Origin of the sequence: Halomonas sp. H5 (genome assembly GCF_050613175.1) — a bacterium.
Lineage (GTDB): Bacteria > Pseudomonadota > Gammaproteobacteria > Pseudomonadales > Halomonadaceae > Bisbaumannia > Bisbaumannia salifodinae.
This window is the reverse complement of record NZ_CP192510.1, coordinates 623,681-639,964: the sequence shown is the minus strand read 5'-3', so window position 1 is coordinate 639,964 and position 16,284 is coordinate 623,681. Positions and strand designations below refer to the sequence as shown.

Genomic DNA, 16,284 nt, shown 5'->3' with positions numbered 1-16,284 from the left:
TGACAAACAAGGGGTTAGCGCAGGCTCACCGGCTAGCCGGTCAGGGCCAGGGGAGTGCGCCAGTCGAGCCGCGGCCAGCCCTCGGCGCGGGCCACCTCGGCCAGCACCGGGTCGGGGTTGACCGCCACGGGGCGATCCACCCGGCTGAGCAGCGGCAGATCGTTATGGGAGTCGGAATAGAAGCTGAGGTGGCTGGCGACGACGTCCTGCTCCGCCAGCCAGGCCTCCAGCCGGGTCACCTTGCCGCCACGATAGGAGAGCACCCCGGTGGTGGCGCCGGTATAGCGCCCGCCGTCCATCGCCGGCTCCACGGCGATCACCTCCGCGATGCCGAGTGCCGCCGCCACCGGCGCCACCAGATGCCGCGACGAGGCGGAGACCATCAGCAGCCGGTCGCCCCGGGCGCGATGCTCCGCCACCCGGGCACGCCCCTGGGCGAACAGCCGGGGCGCGATGCGTGCCTCAACGAAGGCCGCCACCTCGGCGCGCACTTCCTCCTCACGGTGCCCGGCCAGGGGCGACAGGGTCAGGGCCAGGTACTCCTCCAGGCGGAGGCGGCCGGCATGATAGGCGGCATGCATGGCCTGGGTACGCATCAGGAACTCCCCCGGCGCGGCGATCCAGCCACGCTCGATCATCCAGGCGTTCCACAGCTCGCTGCAGTCGCCGTCCAGCAGGGTATCGTCGAGGTCGAAGAGGGCGAGGCGCATGGCATCCTCCAATGGCCCGGGTGTCAGTGAGGGCCGTAGCCTGAGCCATCCTTATGACAAGGGCGTGACGCCTCCCCTCGACATGCCATCGTCACCTTCCTGCCCCAGGCTGGGGGCCTCGTCCATCTCAGGAGCCTTGCCATGCCTTACGCCCCGGAACTGATCGACACCCTCAAGCAGGCCGCCCGAGCGGCCGGCGAGCTGCTGCGCGAGGGCTACCAGGCCACCGGCCCCATCGCACTCGAGCACAAGGGCCCCTCCGACTTCGTGACCCACTACGACAAGGCCGCCGAGCAGGCCATTATCGAGACCATTCGCCAGGCCCACCCCGAGGCGGGCTTCCTCGGCGAGGAGACGGGGGCGAGCCCCGGCGAGGGCGGGGATCTCACGGTGATTATCGACCCCCTGGATGGCACCAATAACTTCCTGCACCGACTGCCCCACTTCTCGGTCTCCATTGCCGTGCGCGAGGGCGACGCCCTGACCCACGGCGTGGTCTATCAGCCGCTGCTGGACGAGATGCTCTGGGCGGTGCGCGGCCGAGGCGCCTTCCTGAATGAGCGGCCCGTCGCCTTGCCCCCGGCGCGGCCGCTGACCGAGATGCTGCTGGCCACCTGCCTGCCCTACCACGCCAAGGGCGACTGCGCGACCAGCCTGGCCCAGCTCAACGCCCTGATGCCGCGGGTGGCGGGCATCCGCGTCCCCGGCTCGGCGGCCCTCGAGGTCGCCTATGTGGCCCTGGGCCGGGTCGACGGCTTCTTCTCCCAGGGCGCCAGGCTCGATCTGTGGGATATCGCCGCCGGCATCGTCATCGCCCGGGAGGCGGGCTGCGCGGTCAGCGACCTGGCCGGCGAGGCCGATCCCACCGAGTGGCATAGCCTGCTGGTAGCCCACCCGGAGCGCCACGGCGAACTGCGGGAGACAATTCGGGGCGCCTGCTAGCCCCCTTGCCCGGGCTCGCGTCCTATTCGGTCCCGGCGGCGAAGCCCGGGTGATAGCTCACCTCGCCCCGGGGGAAGGGGCCGGCGAAGGCCAGCGCCTGGAAATAGGCGGGCGGCACCCCGGGCAGGGTCAGGCCCGCCACCGGCGCGAAGCCGAAGCGCCCGTAATAGCCAGGGTCGCCCAGCACCACGCAGCCCGAAGCCCCCAGTGCCTCGAGCTCGGCCAGCACCCGGCGCATCAGGTGCGCGCCGATGCCCTGCCCCTGGCGCTCGGGCCACAACGAGATCGGTCCCAGTCCATACCAGTGGCCGGTACCGTCGCTCAGGGTGACCGGAGAGATCGCCACCTGCCCCACCAGGCGGCCATCCTCCTCGGCCACCAGGGAGAGGGTCAGGGCGCCGGCATCGCGCAGCGCCGCGACGATCAGGTGCTCGGTATGGTCGGTATGCGGCGCCTCGAGGAAGGCCGCCCGGGTCAACCTATCGATGGCCTCGATATCGCCGGGTTGCTCACTGCGCAGGGTGATCGTCACTGGGACCTCCTGAGGGTCTCTGCCTGTTGCCCTATCGAACCTATGACCTCCTCCATGATGGCACCCAGCACGATAGCCTCTTCCCCCGCCCCTCGGGTGTAACGGGCTCCCTTCCCGACACTCACTCCCGATAGGGCTCGCCGGAGCGCGGAGCGTCAGGCACCTGCTCGTCCAGGGACTGGCGATACCGGATGCAGCCCCGCAGGAATTCCGGCCATTCCGGCACCACCGGCAGCCGATCCGTCTTCTCCGGCAGCAGGCCCCAGAGCGCCGGATGATGCCAGCAGAGATCATGACCGCTGCAGTCCCGGTGCTCACGGATCGCCTGACGCAGTTTCTTGACCTCATCCAGCAGTTGCTCGCGCGTCATCCCGCTCAGGTCTTCGTCCATATCCGCCTCCCGGAAGCCTCTAACCCCATTACCATAAGCCTAGTGGATGGCGACCCAACGGCCCGGGGCGCCAGGGGGCCGATAAAGGCCCCCACCAGCCCCAGGCCGCTCTCGTCCACTCGCGAATGGCATACCCTGTGCCTTGGCCAACGCTTTAACGAGACCTGGTGCCAGTGGATCGAGTGAGGTGTGATGGAGGAAGACGAGTCATAATTACCTCGGCTTATATGGAACCCGGGGAGTGGGAAGGACTGCTTTCGGCCAAAAGCGAACGCTCAGAATACGCCCATATAACGAGGCTGTAGAAAAACCCATTTCCGGCCATCCTACACCCTTCCTATTGATTCAATTCTTCCGGCATAGCGTCCGTCCCATCATTCATGAATCACGCCACTGATGCCGATGATGATCTCTATCATCCCCTCTATCGGTAGCGCCCTGACAGACACCTTCCTCCGCCTCATCACGCTGCCAACCTGCCGTAATTCGCCAGCTTCTCAATATTATGTACCAGGCAGTACAGCTGCCATTGGCCCTGCACCTTCCGCTTGCCTCTCAAACTGAAGCGGTTCAAGCCTTTGTTGGTGCCGATATTGCCGAATACGGGTTCTACCACCGACATGCGGTGACTGTAGATTGCCTTGCCTTCGGCGCTATCGACGCGCTGCTTCATCCAATCGGTGTAGGACGGTGCTCGTCGATGTGCCAGAGCAAAGCAGACCTGTCGCCCCGCTCCGTGGCGATGATCTGCCGCGCTGGGGTTATGCATGCACTGGTGCTTCTTCGCGCAGTGCCGACACTGCAGCAACCGGCCCTCGAAATACGCCCGGAGCGTCCCACGATTGTCTTCTCGGGTGCCCCGATAACTGATCTGATGCCCTGCCGGACACTGGCAGGTCAAGTTGATGGGATCGAACTGGAACTCGCTGGCCGGAATGATCGACTTCCGAGTCGAGGACGGGCTGTCCTGATGACGCTTGCCGTATTTGGCTTTCTGGGCGTTGAACTTGGGGTCGCGACGCCGGAACTGGTTGTCGGGAATGTAGCCATTGATCTGCTGTTCGTGCAGGTAGCGTATGTTGGCTTCGTTGGCGAAGCCAGTATCGGCCGTCACCACGGTGCCGTCCTGATAGATATTCGGACTGATGCCCAGTCGTCGGTAGCGCTGCACGATGCTCTCCAGCACCGGCTTGAGCGTATGGTGCTCCTGGCCTTCGCCAAAGGCCTGGGCATCGATGATGATCTGGTGTTTCTTGTCGACCGTCGCTACCCCGTTATAGCCCTGAATCGTGCCTTTCCCGGTCGTCATCTTGGCACTTTCGTTGTCGGTGAGGTTGCTCTTCACCTCCTGGCTGCGCTTGCCCTTCCCCTGCCGGGGACGCTGCGTATTCAGGAACCGGTCTACCTTGGTCATGGCTCTGTCGAGGGAGAGGATCATCTTGGCATGGCGGATATCTCGTTCCATCTCTGCCTCGGTCTCCGCCTTGTCGCGCTGAAAATGCTCCTCCAGATGGTGGCGAATCAGGCGACGCAGCTTGTCACGCTTTTCACCGAGTTCCTTGAAGGTGCCAGACCACTCCTTGGCCGCATTGGACGACATCTTGCAACCGTCGATGGCAAAGAGTTCGTTGCCCAGCAGGCCCTGCTCGTGGCAGACCAACAGGACCTGCTCGAACAGGGCTTCGATCTCATCCGCGTGACCGCTGACGAATCGGGCGAGCGTGGTGAAATGCGGCACGGTATCGCAGGACAGCGCCTTGAACAGGATATTGGTCTCGCAACACCACTGGATTTCCCGGCTGGAGGTGATGCCCTTGGAATAGGCGAACAGGATGATCTTGAGCAGGATCGCCGGATCGTAGGCACAACGACCGGTGGTGTCGTTGCGGTACCTGGGGTGGAATACCGATAGGTCCAGCTTGTGCTCGATCAGGTAGTGCACCGCATGCTCAAACGTACCTGGCTGCAGCTGTTCCAGGTAGTTGATGGCGACCATGGCGTGCTGATCGTAGTCGTAGGGCTTGAACCTGGGCATACCGGCGGCTCTCCGTGGCCTTTTCCTCATCCTACCGGGCGTGGACGGGGTTTTGCTACAGCCTCAACGCCGCGCATAACCGGCGCGGGCGAAGCCCGCTTCCGAGTTGATGCGCTTGTTAGGCATCACCTTTCCACCTTGCTGCGAACCTTATCAACCCGCTTAACGATCTGCTTCCCGACTGTCATCCCTCTTGCTGAGGGGAACTCGGAGAAGTATTTATCTGCCTCTTCAATCATCTCTGAGTAGCGGCCCAGCTTCTGTAAGCAGATAGTGAGTCGGTTGAGAATATTAGGATCTCCCCAGTCGGGTCCCACGCCAAGGTCAGCAACCAACCCGTGCTCCAGCGTCATAGACTCGTAATCGCGCATTTTGATCAAAGCGGCACGATATCTCTCGATGGCTGCCGCAGGATCAGTTGCTTCAAGTGTCTTCGTTTCTTCGACAAAACTCCTATTGGCGTCGCGGAGCTGGTGATACTCTTCGAGAGCTTGATAATCAAACTGCCGCCCAGGATTGATCCAATTAACTAGTCGCTCTCCGTACTCTGCAATAAGTTCACTTTCGATAGTCTCAGCTTCAACCTCGCTCAACCCATCCCTATAAATCTCGACGTTGTACTGACCGCCGAGGCGCTCATTTACGTACTTGTGCCAAACGGGATGGCGGCTCGTTGACCAGGCGCGACGCTCCGTGCCTTTCCCAACGTAGAAGATGTTTCCGGTGTCATCCCGATGAAAATATACGTAGTAATCTCGACGCATAACGATGCCATTGTCTGAAGCTAGTTAGGCCGCGCAGCAATACAACGGCTTGAACATCCTTTATTTGCTCCATAGCTGCAACACCGAAGCCACAAGCGCCAAGAGAGCGACCGCAAACGTTGCCATGACCCAAGTGTGAGTCCGATTGATAACTGACCAACCCGAGTCAGTAACGCGGTAAATCGTGCCGCTACTCTTAAATGGGGCCGTTACATCAGGCATTCCATCGGCGCTCAGGCTCCCTTGTGCCACAGCCTCATGCAGAACCTCAATCCAGCCTCGAATCAGGCATGTAGATAAGGCCTCTTGATAGTCAGGGAGATCTGTCGGTGCGTTCTCGACCACCCAAATATTTCCTGGCTTCAGAATGATAACGACACGATGTCCTGCAAGTGAGCGCAAGACTCGACGAATGTTTCTCTCTCTCCGAAATGCGGTCAAGTTCATCGTAATTCCTAACGTTTGAGCTCAGGGCACGGTCCGTCATGGCCGTCGCGCCTGCAGCGAAGGGTTAGGCCTTGCCAGCCTCAATTAGCGCATGCAAAGCCTCATCGAAGCCGACCTTTGCTGCAATGGTTGCTATTACTTCTTGAGGAGATACATCTAGATCGGCAGGGAATCTAGGGTGCGTAAGGCGGTCTCTGACCTTTATTGCCCCCTGGAGTTTTCCCCACCAATCTAGACTCACATCCAAGGTGTTTTTTATGCCACTTGCCTGAGAAAATACTGCAAACGCAAACCTGATATTCTTCGTTAGCGATATCTTGGCGGCCCTCTCAACAACCTCTCCCTTATCGTTTATATCAAAGTCTGCCTCGAATATGAAGTGTTGCTGTTGCGGCGTAAGATCAAACCCTCTTTCCTCTGCCCTGAATGACGCCTCAATTTTTAGGACGAATGTGGCGCCTTCAATGTACGCAAACGCCGTCCGAATTAGCTGTCTAGCATCAAACTCATGGTCAGCGTAGACGGTGCCGTCTTCGTTTCGCTCCCCCTCATCCAGTCGCAATAATATTTGCTCATAGCAGCGCCTATAATCTTCATCAAGTACGACGAGGAGATCTGCTGTAGTCCGCTCGTCCTCAGGTTCGTTACTCATACAACCACCCTCGCCAACTGCAAGGCCTAACAGGTATTAGACAGCGTGCTCATTTATTGATTTGAACGGGCACGCACGTTCAAAAATGTTATTTCGCGCGCACGCAGAGCTCCTAAGCCACTGAAAAAATATTAGGCATGAATCATCTATATAGCACCGATCATCGCGCATGCTAAATATCCTCAATGGACGTGCTTGCTGCCTTTGCCAGCATGGCCGCTTTAGGTCGTTATCCGCCATTGATCCTACCACCCTGTGCCTAGCAATAATCCTCACCCTAGCTCAACCGGCGTTGGGTTGCTATCGCCCCGATATCAGCCGGTGTTATCCAGCACGGGCATCGAATGTTGGGCAGGGAGAAAAATACCGGCGAGGCAGGGGATGCCTCGCCGGAGAGCGCTTAGCGCTCGGCGTTGAGGCGGTCGCGCATGTTCTCGGCGCGGTCACTCGATCCCGGGTGGGAAGAGAGAATGGACCCCTCGCCACCATCGAGACTGGCCAGCTTCTCGAATGCGGTGACAAGGCCCTCGCGGGAGACGCCTCGTTCCCCCAGCAAGTCGAAGGAGAAGTTGTCTGCGGCAGTTTCCTGGCTCTGGGAGAACTGGGCGCTGATGAACTTCTCGCCGAGATCACCCAACTGAGAGTCGGAGAGCGAGGCAACCGTGGCGTTACTGGAAGACGCCAGGGCGCCGCGTGCGGCCGAGGCGGCATAGGCCGTCTGCATGGTCGTCTTACTATGCCCCAGCGCCACGTGGCCCAGCTCATGGCCCAGGACACCTTCGACCTCATTGTCGGTCATCATGTCCATCAGGCCGCTATAGACGCGCACGCAGCCATTGGCCATGGCCCAGGCATTGGGCTCATCGATCAGGTAGACCTGGTAGTCGACCGGGACACCATCGATCTGGTCGCCGAGGTTGCTGGCAATGGTTGCCAGGCGCTGGCCGTAGACCGAGTCGGGGCTGGCGATTTGAGCCTCGGCGTCCATCTGGGCACAGGCCTGATCCGACATGCTCCTGACTTCCTCGTCACTCAGGGTGGCGACCTGCATGGAGGTCATGCCGGCCTGCAGCATGGCATCGGTCGAAAGGGTTTCACAACCGGCGAGAAGGGTAGTGCTGCACAGGGCAGCGGCGGTAAGAGTGGCGCGTAAGCGCATGGCCATCGTCCTTGTTGATGATCGTCTATATCTCCCTGCCAGCCAGCACGGCTGGCGACGGCGATACCGTCTCCGGCACGGCCTGCCATGTCGAGAATGATGCATCGGGGATAGGACCCATCTTTGGAGCAGGCGCGCCGAACGGGCCATAGAGTGCTGTAGGCGGGCAGCGAGCGCAATACTCTAATTTAACTTATATTTAATTTAACTTATCTTTGATTAAGGATCTGACCATCAGGCGCCGTGATAGCCGTCTTCCTCGGGGTCCTCGTGGGCGCCCTTGGGCAGCTCGCCGACCCATGCCATGGCGGCGGCGTAATCGCGGCTGGGGAAGGTGCGAATCTCCATGGCCTTGAAGAGGCGGTCTTCCAGGTGGGCGATATGCTTGATCCACTCCTTGTCGGTGATCACGGCGGCGCGGTGGTAGCGCTTCAGGTCGCCGAGCTGGGTCAGGCCATAGCCGATATCCTTGAGCAGGGCGGTCAGGGTCATCCAGCGCATATCATCGAGCTCGGCCAGCATGCTGATCCTGGGGTGGTTGCGCTTGGCGGCCTCGATGGCGTCGATGGCCTGCTGCAGCTCCGAGGCGGTGACGACGCCGCCGATCTTGAGGGCCACGACATGCTCCGCCGGATGGGAAATGAATTCCAACATCGATAGTCTCCTTGGATGGCGAGAGGCCACACGCCTCGATCGCTTTCAGCATAGCGTGTCCCGGCTGGCTCGTAGCCTGTCACCGCCGCGTCATGGCGCGGGGCGAGGATAACGCCTGCCCCTCCCGCCACGCAGGCCCGCCATGAAGCTGCTGATGCTCTCGGACGTCTACTTTCCCCGCGTCAACGGCGTCTCCACCTCCATCGCCAGCTTCCGCGGCGCCCTGGAGCGCCAGGGCCACGAGGTGACCCTGATCTGCCCGGACTACCCGGTGGGCCAGGTGGACGAGCCGGGGATCCGGCGCATCGCCTCCCGCGGGGTCCCCGGCGACCCGGAGGATCGCCTGATGCGCTACCGCCGGGTGCTGGCCCTGACCGAGACGCTCGCCGAAGAGTCCTTCGACCTGATCCATGTGCATACGCCCTTCGTGGCCCACTACGCCGGCCTGGCCCTGGGTCGGCGCCTGGGCATCCCGGTGGTGGCCAGCTACCACACCCTCTTCGAGGAGTACCTGCACCACTATGTGCGCTGGTTGCCGCGGCCCTGGCTACGCTTCGTCGCCCGGCGCCTCTCGGTGCGCCAGTGCCAGCAGTTGCGCGCCCTGGTGGCCCCCTCCCGGGCCATGGCCGAGGTCCTCATGCGCTATGGCGTCACCACGCCCCTGGCGGTGATTCCCACCGGCCTGGCCCTGGAGGCCTTCGCCCGCGCCAGGCTGCCGGGGGACTTTCGCGCCCGCTATGGCCTGCCGCGGCAGGCGCGCCTGCTGCTCTTCGTCGGCCGCACCGCCCATGAGAAGAACATCGGCTTCCTGATTGAGCTGCTACCCCGGGTGCTGGCCGCGCATCCCGAGACGCATCTGGTGATTACCGGCGAGGGCCCGGCCCGGGAGGCGCTGGCCCGCCGGGCCGAGGCACTGGGCGTGGCCGATGCAGTGCACTTCCTCGGCTACCTGGATCGTGACGGCCCATTGCAGGCCGCCTACCGCGCCGCCGATGCCTTCGTCTTCGCCTCGCGCACCGAGACCCAGGGGCTGGTGCTGCTGGAGGCCCTGGCCCTGGGCACGCCGGTGGTCTCCACGGCGGTGATGGGCACCCGGGAGGTGCTGGAGGAGGGGCAGGGGTGCCTGATCGCCGAGGAGGATGCCGACGACTTCGCCGCCAAGGTCAACCGCCTGCTGGCCGACCCGAGCCTGGCCACCGAGCTGTCGCGTCGCGGCCGGGCCCAGGCGCGGCGCTGGCACGAGGACGTCAAGGCCGCCGAACTGGCGGCCTTCTATCGCCGCTATGCCGGCGGCTCGGCGAGTACCGAAACGAGCCTTCGCTAGGAAGCGGCGGCGAGGGCCTCGGCGGGTACCACCAGGCCGGCCTCGAGGAGGCCACCCAGCAGGGCGCGAAGGTCGCGCACCACGGTCGCGCGGGGCTGGGAGAGATGCTCGGCCAGGCAGTCGGCGAGTTCGTCGAGGGAGAGCGCCTCCTCGGCCAGCAGGGCCCAGACGGCGTGGCCGCTGGCGTTGAGGCGATGAATGGCGCCGCTGGGGCGGTGAATCAGGAAGAGCTCGTCGCCCAGCGGATGGGCGCAGGCGTGGGGCGAGGGGCGCCAACACCCGCCCCCCTGGAGATCGACGCCCTGGCATGGCGTCATTCGCGCCGCTTCGGCCATCGAAGCGGTCTCGCCCGCCTCGGGGGTCCGGAGCACGCCGGCCAGCTCATAGACCGCCGCCAGCGGCTCGGAGTAGCGCAACAGCAGGCAGGGCAGTCGCTCCATCAGCGGCAGCAGTCGGGGCACCAGGGCCTCGTGGGAAAGCTCGTAGGCGAAATTCTGGGTCAGTAGCTGGGCCAGCCCCTCCCCCGGGGAGAGCCGAATCACCTCGGGGGCGGTGAGTCCGGCGTCCCGCTCCAGCAGGACGATGGCGCCTAGTGGGCGGGTCTCGCCATGGGCCGCGCGCCGCTCGGCCTCGGGGATCACGTAGCGATAGCGGGCGTCCTCGGGACCGGCCCGGCGCTGGATATAGTCGACCAGCTCGGGGGGGAGGATCTCGGGCAGCGGCAGGCGCAACCGCGGGGCGATGCCCAGGGACACGCCCTCGCCGGCGGGCGTCAGGCCCAGGACGTCGTCGCCGAAGAGGCGAAAGCCCGCGGCGGCGAAGGCCACGCTCAGGGTGCTCTTGCCGGCCCGGTGGGCCTCGGGAAAGAGCACCAGCCGCCCATCGATCTCCACGCTGGCGCAGTGCAGGCCGAGCAGGTCCTGATCTTGGTCCTGGTTGCGGTCGGCGGCCAGGGCCTCGCCGGCGAGATCGGCGATCAGGCTACAGACCGCCGCCGTGGGCGTGGGCAGGTCGAGCCCCTCCGGCAACGCCGGGGCGTACTGGCGATAGCCGTCGCCGCAGCGATAGAGGCGAATCGCCGGGGCACTGCCCCGGGCCGGGCGAGTGGTGAGGGACCAGCCCGGCAGGGCCATGGCCAGGGCCCGGGCCACCTCGGGGGCGTTCACCAGGCGCAGGCAGCGCCCCAGGCCGGGCAGGGAGAGGTCCTGGGCCGCCATTACCAGCGTCCGGGCGGGCCGAAGATCAGGTCCTCCACCAGCCGCACCGGGTCATCGCGATAGTCGTCGACCCGCCGATAGACATGGCGATCATAGCGCTCGTCACGCCCCCAGTAGCGGCGATCCTGGTAGCGTCGGTGATCGTTATGGCGGCGATGACCGTGATAGCGGCTGGGCCGGCTACGACTGGGCCGCGAGTAGCTGGGCCGGCTGCGGCTGGGCCGCGAGCGGCGGTAGCCATGCCCGTCCCAGGCCTGGGCCTGGCCGAGGCTGAACAGGGTCGGCGCCACATAGGCGCCGGCGAGTCCCAGGCCCAGGGTGGCCAGCAGCTTGCGGCGCCGCCGGCGCTTGGCCTCATCGCCGGACGTGGTGGAGTCTGGGGCCGTCATAAGGCGTCCTCCAAGGTTATCGAACATTGTTCAGGTTAGCCCTGGCCCGCCCGACTCCTCCAGCCGTTCGCCGGCGTTGTCGATTTGTTCCTCGCGCTGTTGCCTCCCGGCGACAGCCCGACTAGACCGCCTGGGCGTCGAGGCTCTCGAGCGCGAGCGCTGCCTCCTCGCCCCCCAGCACCAGGCGCCGGTCGCAGACCCGCGCGATCAGCGCCGGGTCGTGACTGACCAGCATCACCGCGCAGTGGCGCTCCCGGGCCAGCTGCACCAGCAGGGCGAGGGTATCGCGCTGGGTGATGGGGTCGAGGCGCGAGGTGGGCTCATCGGCGAACAGGAAACGCGGCTCCATCAGCAAGACCCGCAGGATGGCGAAGCGCTGCAGCTCGCCACCGGAGATCTCGCCGGGACGACGCTCGAGCAGGGCCTCATCCAGCCCCAACCGCGTCATCAGCGGGGCGATGGCGGCGCGGTCCAGGCGATGGCGGCGCACCAGGTCCTCCAGCAGCCGGGCCAGGGTCCAGTGGGGCGAGAAGGCCGCCGGTGGGTCCTGGTAGAGCTTCTGGAAGGCCAGGCGATGGTCCGGGGCGCGCTTGACCTCGCCCGCATCCAGCGTGGTCAGGCCCAGCAGCAGGTCGCCCAGGGTGCTCTTGCCGCAACCGGAGGGCCCCACCACGCCGACGATCTCGCCGGGCTTGAGGCTCAGCTCCAGGTCGCGGAACAGCTCGCGGCCACCGCGCCGCTTGGCCAGGCCGCTGGCTTCGACGATGGGCTCGCCGCTCGTGTTGGGCGGCGGGGGGGCCGGCCAACGGGCCGGTTCGGCGTCCAGCAGGCGCCGGGCGTAGTCGCTGCGCGGCGCGCTCAGCAGCTGCTCGGCGGGGCCACGCTCCACCACCCGGCCCCGGCGCAGGAGGATCACCTCGCCGCCCAGGCGCCGGGCCACCTCGATATCGTGGGTAATGGTCAGCAGGGCCCCGCCGTGCTCCGGGGTGGCGGCCAGCAGCCGCACCACGGCGTCGCGGCGCGGCGCGTCGAGGCCCTTGGTGGGCTCGTCGGCGATCACCAGGGGGGCACCGCCGGCGCTGGCCGCGGCGAAGGCGACCCGCTGGGCCATGCCCCCGGAGAGCTCGCCGGGCAACCGGCGATCGGCGCCCTCCAGGCCCAGCCCGGCCAGGTCGCCGAGGGCTGCCTCGCGGGCCCGGCGACGCCCCAGGCCACCCAGGAAGCGGTGACTCTCCGCCACCTGGGCGCCGGAGGCCATGGTGGGGTCCAGGGCGTGCCAGGGCTCCTGGGGCAGCAGTGCCAGGCGCCGCCCCCAGAGGGCGCGTCGCGAGGCCCTATCGGCGGCGGCGTAGCCCCGGCCTTCGATGGTGAGATCGCCCTGGGCGCTTAGCCCTTTGGGCAGGGTGCCCATAATGGCCTGGGCGATCAGGCTCTTGCCGGAGCCGGTCTCGCCCAGCAGGGTGAGGCGGCCACCACGAGCCAGGGTGAAATCGACGGGGGCGATGCTGACGCCATCGCCGTGGATGCTCAGGTTAGTGGCTTGCAGTAGACGGTCACTCATCGGGGATCCCTCCCAGCCAGCAGGTTGAGGCTCAGTACCAGCAGGCAGAGCACCAGGATCGGCTGGGCCATGGCCCAGGGCGCCTCGTGGTAGTAGGGCAACAGCTCGGTCATCATCAGCCCCAGCTCGGCGGTGGGCGGACGCAGGCCGACGCTGACGAAGCCCAGGGCGGCCATGGCCAGGATGGCGCTGGCGGCGCCGAAGGCGGCCAGGGTCAACACCTGGGGGGCCAGCTCCGGCCACAGGTGGCGGCGGAACAGGTAACCGGGCCCGAAGCCCAGCAGGCGGCTGGCCTCCAGTTGCGGCGAGGCCACCAGCACCCGGGTGCGGGCGCGCACCACCCGGAAGTACTCGATCCACAGCACCAGGGCGATGCCCACATAGAGGGCCCAGAAGCTGCCGGGGGCGATGGCCACCAGCAGCAACACCAGCAAGAGCCCCGGCAGCGCCAGGCAGGCATCGGCCAGGCTACCCAGCACCCGGTCGACCCAGCCGCCCCGCCAGCCGGCGATCACCCCCAGCAGGATGCCCGGCACGGCGGCGCTGACCACGCTGAGCAGCGCCATGCCCAACGACAGGCGCAGGGCGGCGGCGGTGCGCGCCAGCAGATCGCGGCCCAGGTGGTCGGTGCCCAGGGGCGTGGCCAGGGCGGGCATCTCGAGGATGCAGGTCAGCTGCTGGCGGGCCGGGTCGGCGTCATGCAGCCAGGGCGTCAGCCAGGCGATGGCCAGCAGCAGCCCCAGCAGGCCGAGGCCCAGGCGCTGGCGGGTGGCGAGACGGCGCCGCCCGACGCGACCCGCGGTGAACGGAGTCGTCGCGCTCATGACTGGCGCCTCCTGGGATCGAGCCCGTGGCAGAGCAGGTCCACCCCGGTATTGAGGGCCACGAACATCAGGCCCATCACCAGGGCGGTGCCCTGGATCATCGGCACGTCCCGGGCCACGATGGCGTGCACCAGGGAGTGGCCGATGCCGGGCCAGGCGAACAGGGTCTCCACCACCACCACGCCCTCGATCAGGGTGACGAACTGCACGCCCAGGTAGGCGACGATGGGCACCGCGGCGTTGCGCAGGCCATGGCGCAGGAAGCTGAGGCGCTCGCCCAGCCCCTTGGTGCGCGAGAAGGCGTAGTAGGCGGAGCCGGAGACCTCGACCATGGCATTGCGGGCCACCCGGCTGGAGACCGCGGCCAGCGCCAGGGCCAGGGTCAGCGCCGGCAGCACGAAGTGGGCGATGCGGCCATGGCCGGCGGCGGGCAGCCAGCCCAGGCTCACCGAGAAGAGCAGGATCAGCAGCAGCCCCAGGGCGAAGGGCGGCAGCGCCCGCAGCAGGCTGGCCAGTCCCTCGCTGGCGCGGTCCAGGACGCCACCGGGACGCAGCCCCGCCGCCAGGCCCAGGGGCGGGCCCAGCAGCAGCGACAGCAGCACCGCCACCATCGCCAGCCCCAGGGAGTGGCCGAGCTGGTGACTCAGCTCGTGGAGCACCGGCTCGCCGCTGACCAGGGAATTCCCCAGGTCGAGGCGCAGCAGGTCCCCCAGCCAGTTCAGGTAGGCCAGCAGCGCCGGCTGGTCGAGGGCCAGCTCGGCACGCACCGCCTCGGCGGCGGCGCTGTTGACCATGTCGTGTCCGTAGCGGCCGGCGGCGATGCGATAGGCCATGTCGCCGGGCAGGGTGCGGGTCAGCACGAAAGTCAGGGTGCCCACCAGCCAGGCCACCAGGCCGGCCTGGAACAGGCGCGGCAGCAGCACCCCGCCCAGGCCACCGCTCAGGGCCGGGAAGCGTCGGGAGGTCACGGCGTCCACGTCAGTTCCTCCAGGCGGTAGCTGCGTTCCAGCGGGTCGATGGAGAAGCCCTGCAGTTCGGCATTGACCGCGGCGGTCTGCTGGTACCAGGCCACCGGAATCACCGGCATGGCCTGATTCAGGCGCTCGGCGACCCGGCCGGCCAGTTCGGCCCGGGTCGCCGGGTCGGCGTCATGGCGCAGGGTATCGAGCCAGGCCGTCACCTCGGCGTCCGACCAGTTCATGGCGCCCCAGTCGCCGCCCGGGGCCTGGGCGTCGCCACCGAAATCATCCAACAGGGTGCCCAGGGGATCGGGCACCAGGCCGTAGTTGCGGGCCGCCAGGCCCAGCTCCAGGCTGCCGTCCCGATGCCCGGAGGGAATGCCGCTGGCGTTGCCCACCGCCACCTCCAGGTCGATGCCCAGCTCGCGCCACTGGTCCTGCAGGGCGGTGGCCACCAGCGGCAGCTCGGGACGATCCGCGAAGGTGGTGAGGGTCAGCCGCAAGGGCTCGCCATCGCGCTCGCGGACGCCCTGGCCATTGGCCTGCCAGCCCAGGGCATCGAGCCGCCCCTGGGCCGCTGCCGGGTCGCCGGCCTCGCCATCCAGCCCCAGGTGCCAGGGCCCGAGGCTCGCCGGGAAGAGTTCGGGGGCCGCGGCCTCGGGGGCGCGCAGCAGGCCGGCGGCGATGCCGCGACGGTCGATGGCCTGGCTCAGGGCCCGGCGGGCCGTCTCGTCGGCCAGGAAGGGGTGGCCGGCATTGACCTTGATCACGATGGTGCGCGGCAGCGGCTCGACATGCAGCGCCAGTCGCTCCTGGCGGGCCAGGCGGCCGCGGCTGGCGGGGTCCAGGGTGAAGACGATATCGGCGTCGCCGCTCTCGGCCATCAGCGCGCGGGTCTCGCCGCGCCCCACCGCCAGGTAGCTGACCGCCTCGATGGCCGGCGCCGCGCCCCAGTAGTCGGCGAAGCGCTCGGCGGTGAGGCGCTGGGGCGGCGACAGTTCGGTGAGACGATAGGGCCCGGTGGCGATCATCGCCTCCACCCGGCCGTCTTCCGCGTAGGCGGCCGGGGCCAGGATCTGGGTGGTGGAGTGGGTAAGCAGCGCCGGCAGCGGCGCGAAGGGCGCCTCCAGGGTGATCACCACGGCATCACCGTCGGCCTCGATGGCGGCGATCGGCGCCGAACTCAGCATGCCCGGCTTGGCCTGGGCATAACGCAGGCTGGCGGCCACCGCCTCGGCGGTCAGCGGCGTGCCGTCATGGAAGACCACCTCATCGCGCAGGCCGAAGCGCCAGCTCAGGCCCTCCTCGTCGACGCTCCAGTCGCTGGCCAGACCCGGGGCCGGGCGCCCCTCGGCGTCCACCTCCACCAGGGTCTCGGCGATGCCCATGCGGCCGAAGATATAGCCGGAGGTAGAGGGATCGCTGCCGGTGACCTCCCAGGGGGCGACCACCGCCAGGGGCCGAGCATCGGCCAGCAGCGGCGGGGAGATCAGGCTGGTGGCCAGGGTCAGGCCGGCGAGCAGGCGTCGTGAGGAAGGCATGAGACAGGGCTCCTTGGCAGGGGGTACGGCAGGACATGCCGCCAAAAAGCTACCTTATAACATAACGAAAGGTCGCGAGAACAGTTCTCGATTACCACACGGGCAACATGCCGCTCAGCCACATCAGGGGGTCGCTATTCGAGGGCATGGGCGGGGACCGACTGGCACCACGGCCTCCTCACT

Annotated in this window: 16 protein-coding genes; 2 read left to right on the top strand and 14 right to left on the bottom strand. The window is 66.5% G+C overall.

Annotation, left to right across the window (positions count from 1 at the left end; translation table 11 throughout):
• Positions 1 to 32: 32 nt before the first annotated feature.
• The gene (locus tag ACQ1W9_RS02955; RefSeq protein WP_431025252.1) at positions 33 to 710 is read right to left on the bottom strand and encodes an HAD family hydrolase; all 678 of its coding nucleotides are present in this window, start codon (positions 708 to 710) and stop codon (positions 33 to 35) included.
• A gap of 141 nt (positions 711 to 851) precedes the next feature.
• On the opposite strand from ACQ1W9_RS02955, the gene ACQ1W9_RS02950 reads away from it, so the two are divergent.
• Positions 852 to 1,652: an inositol monophosphatase family protein gene (locus ACQ1W9_RS02950; RefSeq protein WP_431025251.1), complete on the top strand. Its 801-nt coding sequence runs from the start codon at positions 852 to 854 to the stop codon at positions 1,650 to 1,652.
• Positions 1,653 to 1,674: 22 nt separating this feature from the next.
• On the opposite strand, the gene ACQ1W9_RS02945 is transcribed toward ACQ1W9_RS02950, so the two are convergent.
• The 7 genes from ACQ1W9_RS02945 to ACQ1W9_RS02915 form a co-directional block, all read right to left on the bottom strand.
• On the bottom strand, positions 1,675 to 2,184 hold the full coding sequence (locus ACQ1W9_RS02945; RefSeq protein WP_431025250.1) for a GNAT family N-acetyltransferase: 510 nt from the start codon (positions 2,182 to 2,184) through the stop codon (positions 1,675 to 1,677).
• A gap of 121 nt (positions 2,185 to 2,305) precedes the next feature.
• Positions 2,306 to 2,575, bottom strand: a complete 270-nt coding sequence (locus ACQ1W9_RS02940; RefSeq protein ID WP_431025249.1) for a hypothetical protein — start codon at positions 2,573 to 2,575, stop codon at positions 2,306 to 2,308.
• A gap of 463 nt (positions 2,576 to 3,038) precedes the next feature.
• Positions 3,039 to 4,610: a transposase gene (locus tag ACQ1W9_RS02935; RefSeq protein WP_431025248.1), complete on the bottom strand. Its 1,572-nt coding sequence runs from the start codon at positions 4,608 to 4,610 to the stop codon at positions 3,039 to 3,041.
• A 125-nt stretch (positions 4,611 to 4,735) separates the two neighbouring features.
• A complete protein-coding gene (locus ACQ1W9_RS02930) occupies positions 4,736 to 5,374 on the bottom strand; it encodes a hypothetical protein (protein WP_431025247.1) in 639 nt (212 codons plus the stop codon).
• Between the two features lie 511 nt (positions 5,375 to 5,885).
• Positions 5,886 to 6,473, bottom strand: a complete 588-nt coding sequence (locus ACQ1W9_RS02925) for a hypothetical protein (protein WP_431025246.1) — start codon at positions 6,471 to 6,473, stop codon at positions 5,886 to 5,888.
• Positions 6,474 to 6,873: 400 nt separating this feature from the next.
• Positions 6,874 to 7,632: a M48 family metalloprotease gene (locus tag ACQ1W9_RS02920; protein WP_431025245.1), complete on the bottom strand. Its 759-nt coding sequence runs from the start codon at positions 7,630 to 7,632 to the stop codon at positions 6,874 to 6,876.
• Positions 7,633 to 7,866: 234 nt separating this feature from the next.
• The gene (locus ACQ1W9_RS02915) at positions 7,867 to 8,286 is read right to left on the bottom strand and encodes an STAS/SEC14 domain-containing protein (RefSeq protein ID WP_431025244.1); all 420 of its coding nucleotides are present in this window, start codon (positions 8,284 to 8,286) and stop codon (positions 7,867 to 7,869) included.
• Between the two features lie 142 nt (positions 8,287 to 8,428).
• Here ACQ1W9_RS02915 and ACQ1W9_RS02910 point away from each other — a divergent pair, with 142 nt between their 5' ends.
• A complete protein-coding gene (locus ACQ1W9_RS02910) occupies positions 8,429 to 9,610 on the top strand; it encodes a glycosyltransferase (protein ID WP_431025243.1) in 1,182 nt (393 codons plus the stop codon).
• Here ACQ1W9_RS02910 and ACQ1W9_RS02905 read toward each other — a convergent pair.
• From ACQ1W9_RS02905 to ACQ1W9_RS02880, 6 genes are all read right to left on the bottom strand, one after another.
• Complete coding sequence (locus ACQ1W9_RS02905; protein ID WP_431025242.1) at positions 9,607 to 10,827, bottom strand: HPr-rel-A system PqqD family peptide chaperone; 1,221 nt, start codon at positions 10,825 to 10,827, stop codon at positions 9,607 to 9,609. The genes ACQ1W9_RS02910 and ACQ1W9_RS02905 overlap by 4 nt on opposite strands.
• On the bottom strand, positions 10,827 to 11,216 hold the full coding sequence (locus tag ACQ1W9_RS02900) for a hypothetical protein (RefSeq protein WP_431025241.1): 390 nt from the start codon (positions 11,214 to 11,216) through the stop codon (positions 10,827 to 10,829). The genes ACQ1W9_RS02905 and ACQ1W9_RS02900 overlap by 1 nt, the downstream gene beginning before the upstream one ends.
• Before the next feature lie 121 nt (positions 11,217 to 11,337).
• Positions 11,338 to 12,777, bottom strand: a complete 1,440-nt coding sequence (locus tag ACQ1W9_RS02895; protein WP_431025240.1) for an ABC transporter ATP-binding protein — start codon at positions 12,775 to 12,777, stop codon at positions 11,338 to 11,340.
• Positions 12,774 to 13,601, bottom strand: coding sequence for an ABC transporter permease (locus ACQ1W9_RS02890; protein ID WP_431025239.1), 828 nt, complete (start codon positions 13,599 to 13,601; stop codon positions 12,774 to 12,776). The genes ACQ1W9_RS02895 and ACQ1W9_RS02890 overlap by 4 nt, the downstream gene beginning before the upstream one ends.
• Positions 13,598 to 14,578, bottom strand: coding sequence for an ABC transporter permease (locus tag ACQ1W9_RS02885; RefSeq protein WP_431025238.1), 981 nt, complete (start codon positions 14,576 to 14,578; stop codon positions 13,598 to 13,600). The genes ACQ1W9_RS02890 and ACQ1W9_RS02885 overlap by 4 nt, the downstream gene beginning before the upstream one ends.
• Entirely contained in the window at positions 14,566 to 16,101 is a 1,536-nt protein-coding gene (locus ACQ1W9_RS02880; RefSeq protein ID WP_431025237.1) for an ABC transporter substrate-binding protein, read from the bottom strand. The genes ACQ1W9_RS02885 and ACQ1W9_RS02880 overlap by 13 nt, the downstream gene beginning before the upstream one ends.
• Between the last annotated feature and the right edge of the window lie 183 nt (positions 16,102 to 16,284).

Coding starts and splice junctions, on each gene's coding strand:
- ACQ1W9_RS02955 (WP_431025252.1), bottom strand. CDS start 710: ATGCGCCTCGCCCTCTTCGACCTCGACGATACCCTGCTGGACGGCGAC.
- ACQ1W9_RS02950 (WP_431025251.1), top strand. CDS start 852: ATGCCTTACGCCCCGGAACTGATCGACACCCTCAAGCAGGCCGCCCGA.
- ACQ1W9_RS02940 (WP_431025249.1), bottom strand. CDS start 2,575: ATGGACGAAGACCTGAGCGGGATGACGCGCGAGCAACTGCTGGATGAG.
- ACQ1W9_RS02935 (WP_431025248.1), bottom strand. CDS start 4,610: ATGCCCAGGTTCAAGCCCTACGACTACGATCAGCACGCCATGGTCGCC.
- ACQ1W9_RS02930 (WP_431025247.1), bottom strand. CDS start 5,374: ATGCGTCGAGATTACTACGTATATTTTCATCGGGATGACACCGGAAAC.
- ACQ1W9_RS02925 (WP_431025246.1), bottom strand. CDS start 6,473: ATGAGTAACGAACCTGAGGACGAGCGGACTACAGCAGATCTCCTCGTC.
- ACQ1W9_RS02920 (WP_431025245.1), bottom strand. CDS start 7,632: ATGCGCTTACGCGCCACTCTTACCGCCGCTGCCCTGTGCAGCACTACC.
- ACQ1W9_RS02915 (WP_431025244.1), bottom strand. CDS start 8,286: ATGTTGGAATTCATTTCCCATCCGGCGGAGCATGTCGTGGCCCTCAAG.
- ACQ1W9_RS02910 (WP_431025243.1), top strand. CDS start 8,429: ATGAAGCTGCTGATGCTCTCGGACGTCTACTTTCCCCGCGTCAACGGC.
- ACQ1W9_RS02905 (WP_431025242.1), bottom strand. CDS start 10,827: ATGGCGGCCCAGGACCTCTCCCTGCCCGGCCTGGGGCGCTGCCTGCGC.
- ACQ1W9_RS02900 (WP_431025241.1), bottom strand. CDS start 11,216: ATGACGGCCCCAGACTCCACCACGTCCGGCGATGAGGCCAAGCGCCGG.
- ACQ1W9_RS02895 (WP_431025240.1), bottom strand. CDS start 12,777: ATGAGTGACCGTCTACTGCAAGCCACTAACCTGAGCATCCACGGCGAT.
- ACQ1W9_RS02890 (WP_431025239.1), bottom strand. CDS start 13,601: ATGAGCGCGACGACTCCGTTCACCGCGGGTCGCGTCGGGCGGCGCCGT.
- ACQ1W9_RS02880 (WP_431025237.1), bottom strand. CDS start 16,101: ATGCCTTCCTCACGACGCCTGCTCGCCGGCCTGACCCTGGCCACCAGC.